Source organism: Candidatus Sulfotelmatobacter sp., from assembly GCA_035498555.1.
GTDB lineage: Bacteria > Eisenbacteria > RBG-16-71-46 > RBG-16-71-46 > RBG-16-71-46 > DATKAB01.
Map to the genome: position 1 here is coordinate 1 of DATKAB010000044.1, position 8,995 is coordinate 8,995.

Consider the following 8,995-nt stretch of genomic DNA (forward strand, 5'->3'; position numbering starts at 1 on the left):
GGGCCGCCGAATCCCGGCGAGCCGAAGTCGGTGCGACCCTGCTTCGCCCCCGCCGGCAGCTTCGCTCCGTCACTGGTGCCGGCGCCGGAGTCGAGCGCCGTGCTCGAGGCGGGAATGTCGTACACCACCCAGTGCCACCAGCCCGAACCGGTCGGCGCATCGGGATCGTAGACGGTGATTGCGAAGCTCTTGGTTCCGGCCGGCGCACCACTCCATTTCAGTTCGGGCGAGACGTTTTGCCCGTCGCAGCCCATTCCGTGAAAAACTTGCTGCGCGTCGATCGTCCCGCCCGGCTTGATGACGGGCGACTCGAGCTTGAAGGCGGGCGTTTTCGAGGCTGCAGACGTGACAGCGAACCAAACCAGCGCGGCGATCCACGGCATCCTGCGCATGCAACCTCCGGCGATTCTTGAAATGAGTCGCGGGGTACTCTTTCGAGTTCGAAACTACACCCGGCTCGTGGCCTTTCGCTTCTTCGCCGGGCTCGCCGCCGCGCGTCGCGGCCGCTGCTTCTCCGACACCGAGCGGATAATCAGCCGGTGAGCGCCCTTCGCGTTCATCGGCGTCTTCGCGCGGTCGAGCGCCACCTGGATCAGCGCGCGCACCTCGGGCCTGTCGAGCGTTGTCGCCGATTCGAGTCGGATATTGCGCACCACCCGCCCGCTGCCGCGCAGCAGACCCTTGGGATCCGGCAGCCCCGCCCCCTGCAGAAAGCACAGGTTTACGCCGCGCGCGTGGGCGGCAATCGAGAAGATCGCGTCGGATGGGCGCTCGTTCGGGCCGAAACCGATCACGAAGAAGTTGTAGTTGTCGTAGACCAGCTCGGTCGCGCGCGGCAAGCGTTCCCGCATCTTCTTCCGCGTGGAGCGGATCAGCGCCCCGACTTCGGGCGTGAATTTTGCGATGAATCCGGCCAGCTGCTTCTCGGGCGTTGTCGGCACGGCGCACCTCCGAATGGAGAGGAGCGGTAAGCTATCACTACGAACGCCGGTTCCCTAGCCGGGCGGCCGCCACGTCATGAGCATCGGATCTGTTGCGCGGAGCCGAGTCCGGCGCGGGCGGCGACCTCTCGCCTTCCCTTCATGAGAGCAAAGCCAAGAGCTCGCTCGACCTCGAGCTGATTGTGGTCGCGGCAAAGGCCCTCGAACTCGAGTTGACTGCGCCCGCCGGGCGCGAAACAATCGCGGGCCGCACCCGACCTCTCAGGGAGACTCCTCGCTTGCTCCGCGCATCCCCCACGCTGACCGCGGCTGCCCTGTTCTTCGCCTGCCCCGCCGCAATCGGCCGCGCCGCGGCCGATCAGCCACGGCAGATCGAGCCTCAGATCTGCAACGCCACTTTCTCGGGGACACTCGACACCACCGGCATGCAGCCCAAGGATTTCGCGCTGGTCCGCGACGGCACTACCTGGCACCTGTTCTACACACGCCAGTACATGACCCCGAACTACGACGACAATTCCAACACGCGGGCGATTGGTCACGCGATCTCGAGTGATCGCGCCTTGGGGGCCTGGACGGTGGTGGATCGCGCGGCAATCGCGGCGCGGTCCGGGCACCTCTGGGACAACCTGCACGTGTGGGCGCCGAGCATCGTGCGGCAGAACGGCACCTGGTACATGTTCTACGCTGGCGTCGAGTACGACACCGTGGCCACGCAGCCGCAGCTCGTCACCACTCAGATCCAGCGCATCGGCCTCGCCACCTCCACCGATCTCTACACGTGGAAGCAGGACTTGCAGCCGGTGCTGTTCAACAAGAAGGTCCCCTGGACGTATCAGGATTCGACCGCGATCGGGAATGGCGGTGTCGGCTGGCAGTTCCGCGATCCCGAGGTCGTCCCCGACCCGGATCATCCCGGCGAGTGGTTGATGTACTACGTCACGATCGATTCCATGCTGACCAAGTTCGTGATCGGCGTCGCGACCACCGTGGGCGGCGATCTGCGTCAGTGGCGCAACGTGGTTCCTATCACACGCACTTCGGCCGGGTTCATGAGTGCCGACCGGGACGAGTCGCCGCAGGTATTCCAGCGCGACGGCGCGTGGTGGCTGCTCTACATGTCGAACCACTACGCCTCGAACGACCAGATCACCTTCGTGCTGAGCCATGGCAGCCCCTCAGACTCGGCGGGCTGGAGCTTCCCCGATTCGCTAAAGGCGGTGACCTGCGGCGAGCACAACTATCCCAGCACGCTCAACCTGCTCCACGCGATCGAGCACGTTCAAGCCGGACCGAGTGAAATGCTGGCCGGGTTTTCCACCTGGCCGTCGGGCGCGGGAATCATTCAGTTCGAGCAGCTGCTGCCGCCGAATTCCACCTGCCCGACCGACAGCCTCCGGCTCGGTTGCCCCACGATCGTGACCGGCGTGGCGCCGCCCGCGGCCCCGCTGGCCGAGCCCCTCGCGCTGGCAATCACGGGAGCCAATCCCGCCCGATCGGGAGCGACCTTCCAACTCTCGCTTCGCCGGGCCACGCCGGTTCTCGTCGCGATCTACGACGCAACCGGACGGCGCGTGAAGACGCTGTTCGACGGCGAACTGCCGGCCGGGTCGAGCGCGTTCCGGTGGGACGGGCGCGACCAAGGCGCCGCCCCCGCGCCGAGCGGCGTCTACTTCGCGCGTGCCACGGCGGCCGGTGGCCGGGCGGTCGCGCGCCTGCTGCTGGCGCGCTGAGCGGTTCGCGCGGGCGGCGCGCCCGCGCTATTCTCCGCCGCATGTCGCCACGCAAGAATCCCCACATCCGCGGGCCGCGCATCAGCCCGCCCGCGATCACCGGACGCGAAACCGCCGCCGAGCTCATCGACCATGCGTTCCTCGCCTACAACGGCGCGCGACTGCGCGAGGGGGCGCGGCTGCTCACCGAACGCATGCTGGCCGACGACGTCACGGTCGCGCTCTCGATCACCGGCGCCCTGACGCCCGCCGGGCTCGGCATGAGCGCGCTCATTCCGCTGCTCGAAGCCGGCTTTGTGGACTGGATCGTTTCGACCGGCGCCAATCTCTATCACGACACTCATTTCGGTCTAGGTCTCGACATGCATCAGGGCACCTTCCAGGCCGACGACGTCGAGCTGCGCGCCAAGGAAGTGGTGCGGATTTACGACATATTCTTCGACTACAGCGTGCTGCTCGACACCGACGCCTTCTTCCGCGAGATCATCGCCGCCCCGGAATTCCAGCGCACCATGAGCAGCGCCGAATTCCACTATCTGTGCGGCAAGTACGTGCGGGCGCGCGAGGAGAAGCTCGGCTTGAAGGGCCGCTCGCTGCTGAGCGCCGCCTACCAGTTCGGCGTGCCGATCTACACCAGCTCGCCGGGCGACTCCTCGATCGGCATGAACGTCGCCGCCAAGGCGCTCGAGGGCTCGAAGCTCCTCATCGACGTAAACGCCGACGTCAACGAGACCGCCGCGATCGTCTGGGACTCGAAGGCGCGCGGTGGAAAGAGCGCGGTGTGGATCCTGGGCGGCGGCTCTCCCAAGAATTTTCTGCTCCAGACCGAGCCGCAGATCCAGGAAGTGCTGGGCATCGCCGAGAAAGGCCACGACTATTTCCTGGCGGTGACCGACGCGCGCCCCGACACCGGCGGCCTCTCGGGCGCCACGCCCGCCGAGGCCGTGAGCTGGGGCAAGATCGATCCCGAGCAATTGCCCGGCACGGTGATCTGCTACACCGACTCGACGATCGGCCTGCCGCTGCTCACGGCCTACGCGCTGGCGAAGCACGCGCCGCGCGCGCGCAAGCGCCTCTACGATCGGCGCGGCGAGCTGATGGAACGACTGCGCAAGTCGTACTACGAGAGCGGGCGCGGGGCGGCCGCCGAGGCCAAGCGCTAGGCCGGCTCCTCCCTCCACCACCACTTTGCACAGGCGAATGCCTTCCTCTGGCTACTCACGCTGAGCGAGAGGTGCCCCACTGCGAGGCGAGGTCGCGATGTTCAAGGTCTCGGAGACGCTAGAGCGGGTGTCAAGCGTCACATGGGCGTTGTTGTTCCTCTTTGCCGCGCTAGTCGTATTTCCCGCCTTGTACATGGCCCTGCCCGTCGGAAGCTTTTACTTTGTCACGTCGGCTCGGGAGCCATCAGCGTCTCGCGCATACGCCGAGCTAGGGCGCCTGCTCAGGTCCGACCTTACTATTGGATTTGTGCTTCCAGAGGACCCATTTGGTCTCGCCGACACGAAGGCCTGGGGAGTCGTGGATTCTCAAATCGTCATCAAGGACATCACGGTCTCGCCAGCAGCGGAGCGAGGAGTCGAGTTTCACACACTGGATGATATCCCGCTCGAGGTGTCCTGGTACTTGCCTTCCGAAAACGATGGCGTGGGGCAATTCGTGTTGCAGTGCATCAGCGAACTTCGAGTGAACAAGAGAGAACTGTTTCCGGAATTCTCCCTGAGAGGACTTCCTGATACGACACGCGCGCGGCTGAGTGAGCCGATCGACGTAGTGACGCCCTTCCCGACAAAGATTCTTGACGGCAGCTTTACGCTGGTCAGGGTTGGCCTGCCCCCGCCTCCGCCACTCAGCAACAGGGAGCAGTGGTCAATCCTGCGAAGGGCACTTCCCAGTGGAGCCCTTACCGAACCGTTGATCTCTCTATCGCCGCCTACGCGAAAGGCGCTCTACGCCTACACTCGCCAGATGCTCGGATACCCCATCGACTGGAAGGACAATGCGCTCCGGCTTGTCTACCTCAGCATGATTACAATTACTACTGTTGGCTACGGGGACATTCTCCCGCTGACGACGGCTGCAAGAGTTCTGACAGGAACGGAGGCCATTCTTGGACTCGTTCTTCTGGGATTCTTCTTGAACTCCGTCGCTGTAAGAGCCTCAACGCGAAGAGCAGGGACAGCGCGCGATTGAGCTTGCTGGCTCCAAAGCGCTCCTCAGTGCTTCCGCACGCAGGTCTCGGAAGCCGCGCGACGCCCCAGCTTCACTCCACGTGGATCGCGCTCGCGATCCTGGTGACGCTGACTCCCACGCTCGCCCACACGCCCCAGAATGGCGACGGCGCCGAGATCGTCAACACCGCGCTGTTGGGCGGCGTGATGCATCCGCCCGGGTTCCCGCTGCAAGCCTGGCTCGATCGCGCCGTGGTCCGGATTCCGGGCGTCGAGCCGGCCTGGGCGATCGCGCTGCTTGGATTGTTCGCGCACGCCTGCGCCGCGGGGCTGATCGCCGAGACGCTCGGCCTGCTCGGCGCGCGCCCGCTCGCGCGCGTTCTCGGAGCCGCGGCGTTCGCGCTCCATCCCGCGATCTGGGCGGTGTCGGTCGAGCCCGAAGTGTTCGCGCCCGCGCACGCGGCGCTCGCGGCAATGATCTGGATCGCGGTGCGCGTGTCGCGGTCGCCGCCCGAGCGAATCCAGTGGCGCTCGGCGCTCGGCGTGGGGCTGATCGGTGCCGCGTGCGCCGCCTCGCATCCGATCGCCGTGGCCGCGCTGCCCGCGCTGGCCGGGGCGACCCTGGCGAGCGCGCGGCGCCGTGAGGGACGCGTCGCACGCGCCCTGGTTCTCGCGGCCGCCCTGCTCGCGCCGGCCGCGGCGCTCTACCTCAGCCTGCCGCTGCTGCGCACCTCCTCGATCTGGCCGGACTGGGGCTCGCTGCGGACTCCGGCCGACGTCCTGCGGCACGCGCTGCGGGCCGATTATGGTGCCTTCTCGCTTTCCGCCGCGAGCGGCGCGTCCAACCTGTCGGGACTCTCGGTGCTGTTCGATCGGGCATGGAGCTCGTGGCTGGTGGCGACCGGGTTTCTGGCCGCGGGTGCCGTCGTGCTGCTGCGCCGCGCCGATTGGAGCGCGGCGCGGCTGCCGGTGTTCGGAACGCTCGCGGCGGGGCTCGCGTTGCTCGCCGCGGCCCGGCTTCCCGAACAGACCTATGCCGCGGCGGTGCTGGCGCGGCTCGAGGGACCGGCGGTAATCTCGGGCGCCCTGCTGGCCGGCCTCGGCTGCGATGCGCTCCTCTCGCGGCTCCGGGCGCGGTCGACGAGCGGGCTCGTCACGACCGCGGTGGCACTCACCATCGCCTACTGGCTGATCGCCGGCTGGCGCGAGGCGGACGTCTCGCACGACACCACCCTCGCTCTTCACGCGCGCGGCATCGCCGCCGAGCTTCCCGATCGCGCGGTCTACGTGACCGAAGGCGACGTCGAGACGTTTCTCGGGATCCCGGCGCCGTCGGGCACCCGCTTCCCGATCTCCGGGCCCGAGATCGCGCCGGAGTGGTACTGGCGCGACGTTGTGCCTCGGCTCGAGCCGCGCGTGCTTCAGCCCGGCGTTCCCGTCAATCAATGGAGCGATTTCCTGGTCGCGTGCTTCGCGCGCGGGCTGCCGGTCGCGAGCACGAGCTCCACGCTGATCGAGTCCTCGCGCGCGACGCTGGAGCTGCGCGGCTTGATCTTCGTGGCGCGCGCCGACGCCGATTCCGAGCTGACCGCCGAGAGCATCGCCGCCGCCGCCCGGCTCGCCCCGATTGCCGAAGCGTTGCCGCGGCTCCCCGCCCGCGGTCACGCGTTCTCGCGCTTCTACGTGCGCCGATTCGCCCGAGCCTACGCCGGCGCCGCCGAGGCGCTGCGGCGATTCGGGGATCCGGCGCTGGCCGGCTGCGCCGATTCGATCGCCGACGCCCTCAACCACGGCGCGGACCTCGCCGCGCGCAACGCGCTGCTCCGCTCGTTCGAGGTGCGCTGCACCCGGCGCTGAGCCCGTGTAGAGTGCGCGGCCATGACTCAGCTCGCCGCCTCCGATCACCGCCTGCCCGATCTGCGCTTCGTCACCGTGGATGCACTGGTGCCGCACGAGCAGTTCGACGCGCGCCGGCTCGCGCCGCTGATCGAACGCCTTCGCGACGACGCGGTGCTGCGCAATCCGCCGATCGTCGCCGAGTTTCCCGGGCAGAGCGGCCGCTTCATCGTTCTGGACGGCGCCAATCGCGCTACCGCTGCGCGCGAAACCGGCCTGCCGCATCTCGTGGTGCAGGTGGTGGACTATCGCGAGCCTCAGGTGCGGCTCTCGACCTGGAATCACGCGCTCGGCGAGCAGCCGCGGGCCGAGCTCGAGCGCACGTTGCGCGCGATCCCCGGCCTCTCGGTGCGCGAGGACAGCGAGATGCACGCGCAGGCGATGCTGGCGCGCCGCGAGGCGCTTGCCTACGTGGTCTATCCCGATGGCAGCGCCGACACGCTCCACGGCGGCGCCGATCTCCGCGCGCGCAACGAGCTCCTGAACGGCGTGGTCAACACCTATCGCGAGCGCCAGCAGTATTACCGGCTTCCGGCCGACTCGTTCGCCGACGCCGCCGAGCGCCATCCGGGAATCCACGCCCTGGTGGTCTTCCCGCACTTCGAGCCGGCCGAGGTGGTCGAGCTGGCGACCACCGGCGCGCGCCTTCCGGCCGGCATCACGCGCCACCTGATCCGCTGGCGTGCGCTGCGTTTGAACGTCCCGATCGAGCGGCTCGCCGACCCGCGCTCCTCGACCGGTGAAAAGAATCGCTGGCTCGAGACGTGGCTGCGCGAGAAGCTCCAGAAGCGCCAGGTACGATTCTACGAAGAGCCGACCGTGTCGTTCGACGAGTGAGATCATGAACGCCATCGTCTTCGACCGCTTCGGCGGACCCGAAGTCCTCGAGCTGCGCGAGGTGCCCGCGCCGGAAATCGCCGCCGATCAGGCGCTGGTTCAGGTCAAGGCCTGCGGCATCAATCACCTCGATCTGTGGGTGCGCTCCGGGCTGCGCGGGCTCGACCCCGACATGCCGCACATCCTCGGCAACGATGTGGTGGGCGTCGTGCTCGAGGCCGGCAGCGCGGTGCGCCACCTGAGGGCGGGCGATCGCGTGCTGGTCGATCCCACGCTCTCGTGCGGAGTGTGCCCGCAGTGTCTTGCCGGCGACGATAACCTGTGCCGCGACTACGACGTGCTTGGGCGGCGGCGCAACGGCGGCTACGCCGAGCTGGTGGCGGTGCCGGGCGTCAATTGCCTGCCGTTCCCCGAGAACCTCTCGTGGGAGCAGGCGGCGGCGGTGCCCCTGGTGTTCCTCACCGCCTGGCACATGCTGGTCGGCCGCGCGCAGCTCCGGCCGGGCGAGGATTGCCTGGTGATCGGCGCGGGCAGCGGCGTGGGAAGCGCCGCGATCCAGATCGCGCGGCTGATCGGCGCGCGTGTGATCGCGACCGCGAGCACGCCGGAGAAGCTCGCGCGCGCGCACACGCTCGGCGCCCACGAAGTCGTGAGCCACGCCGATCGCGAGTTCTCGAAGCAGGTGCGCGCGCTGACCGGCAAGAAGGGCGTCGAGGTGGCGTTCGAGCACGTCGGCGGCTACGTGTTCGATCAGGCGGCGGCTTCGCTGGCGCGCAACGGCCGGCTGGTGACCTGCGGCGCCACCATCGGCAGCAGCGTGAACCTCGAGATCAACGCGCTGTTCGGCAAGCACCTCACGCTGATGGGCTCGTGGATGGGCCGCCGCGCCGAGCTGGTCGAGGTGCTGAAGTTCGTGCGCGACGGGCGCCTGAAGCCGGTCGTGGATCTGGTGCTGCCGCTCGCCGACGCGCGACGAGCGCACGAGCGGCTCGAGACCCGGCAGAATTTCGGGAAGATCGTGCTGGTGCCCTAGATTTTGGCATGCGGCGGCCCATCCCGGCCGCGACGAGCAGGGAGGCTCCATGCAATTCGAACACCGGCAGCAACGCCTGCTGCCCTGGCCCAAGTTCATTCATCGCGTGGCAAGGAGCGCCGCGGTCGCGGGGCTCATGATCGCCGCGTCGCTGTTGCTCGGCATGGCGGGCTATCACTGGATCGCGGGCCTTCACTGGATCGACAGCCTGCTCAATGCCTCGATGATCTTGACCGGCATGGGCCCGGTGGATCATCTGGAAGGCGCCGCTGCCAAGCTGTTCGCGTCCTTCTACGCGATCTTCAGCGGCGTTGCGTTCCTCACCATCATGGGGGTCCTGCTGGCACCGGTGTTCCATCGCTTCCTGCACAAGTTTCATCTCGG

9 protein-coding genes are annotated in these 8,995 nt (G+C 67.9%); 7 read left to right on the plus strand and 2 right to left on the minus strand.

The features are described from left to right. Together VMJ70_03565 and VMJ70_03570 are read right to left on the minus strand one after the other, a co-directional pair. On the minus strand, positions 1 to 392 hold a 392-nt coding region (locus tag VMJ70_03565), incomplete at its 3' end, for a YbhB/YbcL family Raf kinase inhibitor-like protein (protein HTO90186.1). 54 nt (positions 393 to 446) lie between these two features. Then, positions 447 to 941, minus strand: a complete 495-nt coding sequence (locus VMJ70_03570) for a hypothetical protein (protein HTO90187.1) — start codon at positions 939 to 941, stop codon at positions 447 to 449. A 278-nt stretch (positions 942 to 1,219) separates the two neighbouring features. On the opposite strand from VMJ70_03570, the gene VMJ70_03575 reads away from it, so the two are divergent. From VMJ70_03575 to VMJ70_03605, 7 genes are all read left to right on the plus strand, one after another. Continuing rightward, the gene (locus tag VMJ70_03575) at positions 1,220 to 2,674 is read left to right on the plus strand and encodes a FlgD immunoglobulin-like domain containing protein (GenBank protein HTO90188.1); all 1,455 of its coding nucleotides are present in this window, start codon (positions 1,220 to 1,222) and stop codon (positions 2,672 to 2,674) included. A 41-nt stretch (positions 2,675 to 2,715) separates the two neighbouring features. Beyond that, on the plus strand, positions 2,716 to 3,837 hold the full coding sequence (gene speY / locus VMJ70_03580) for a deoxyhypusine synthase (GenBank protein ID HTO90189.1): 1,122 nt from the start codon (positions 2,716 to 2,718) through the stop codon (positions 3,835 to 3,837). A gap of 97 nt (positions 3,838 to 3,934) precedes the next feature. After that, positions 3,935 to 4,867, plus strand: a complete 933-nt coding sequence (locus VMJ70_03585) for a potassium channel family protein (protein ID HTO90190.1) — start codon at positions 3,935 to 3,937, stop codon at positions 4,865 to 4,867. 26 nt (positions 4,868 to 4,893) lie between these two features. After that, positions 4,894 to 6,702 (plus strand): DUF2723 domain-containing protein, encoded by a 1,809-nt coding sequence (locus VMJ70_03590; protein ID HTO90191.1) that lies wholly within the window; start codon positions 4,894 to 4,896, stop codon positions 6,700 to 6,702. A gap of 21 nt (positions 6,703 to 6,723) precedes the next feature. Continuing rightward, positions 6,724 to 7,578, plus strand: coding sequence for a hypothetical protein (locus VMJ70_03595; GenBank protein ID HTO90192.1), 855 nt, complete (start codon positions 6,724 to 6,726; stop codon positions 7,576 to 7,578). Between the two features lie 4 nt (positions 7,579 to 7,582). Continuing rightward, positions 7,583 to 8,611, plus strand: a complete 1,029-nt coding sequence (locus VMJ70_03600; protein HTO90193.1) for a zinc-binding dehydrogenase — start codon at positions 7,583 to 7,585, stop codon at positions 8,609 to 8,611. A gap of 49 nt (positions 8,612 to 8,660) precedes the next feature. Further along, the coding region (locus VMJ70_03605) for a hypothetical protein (GenBank protein HTO90194.1) at positions 8,661 to 8,995 on the plus strand (335 nt) is incomplete at its 3' end.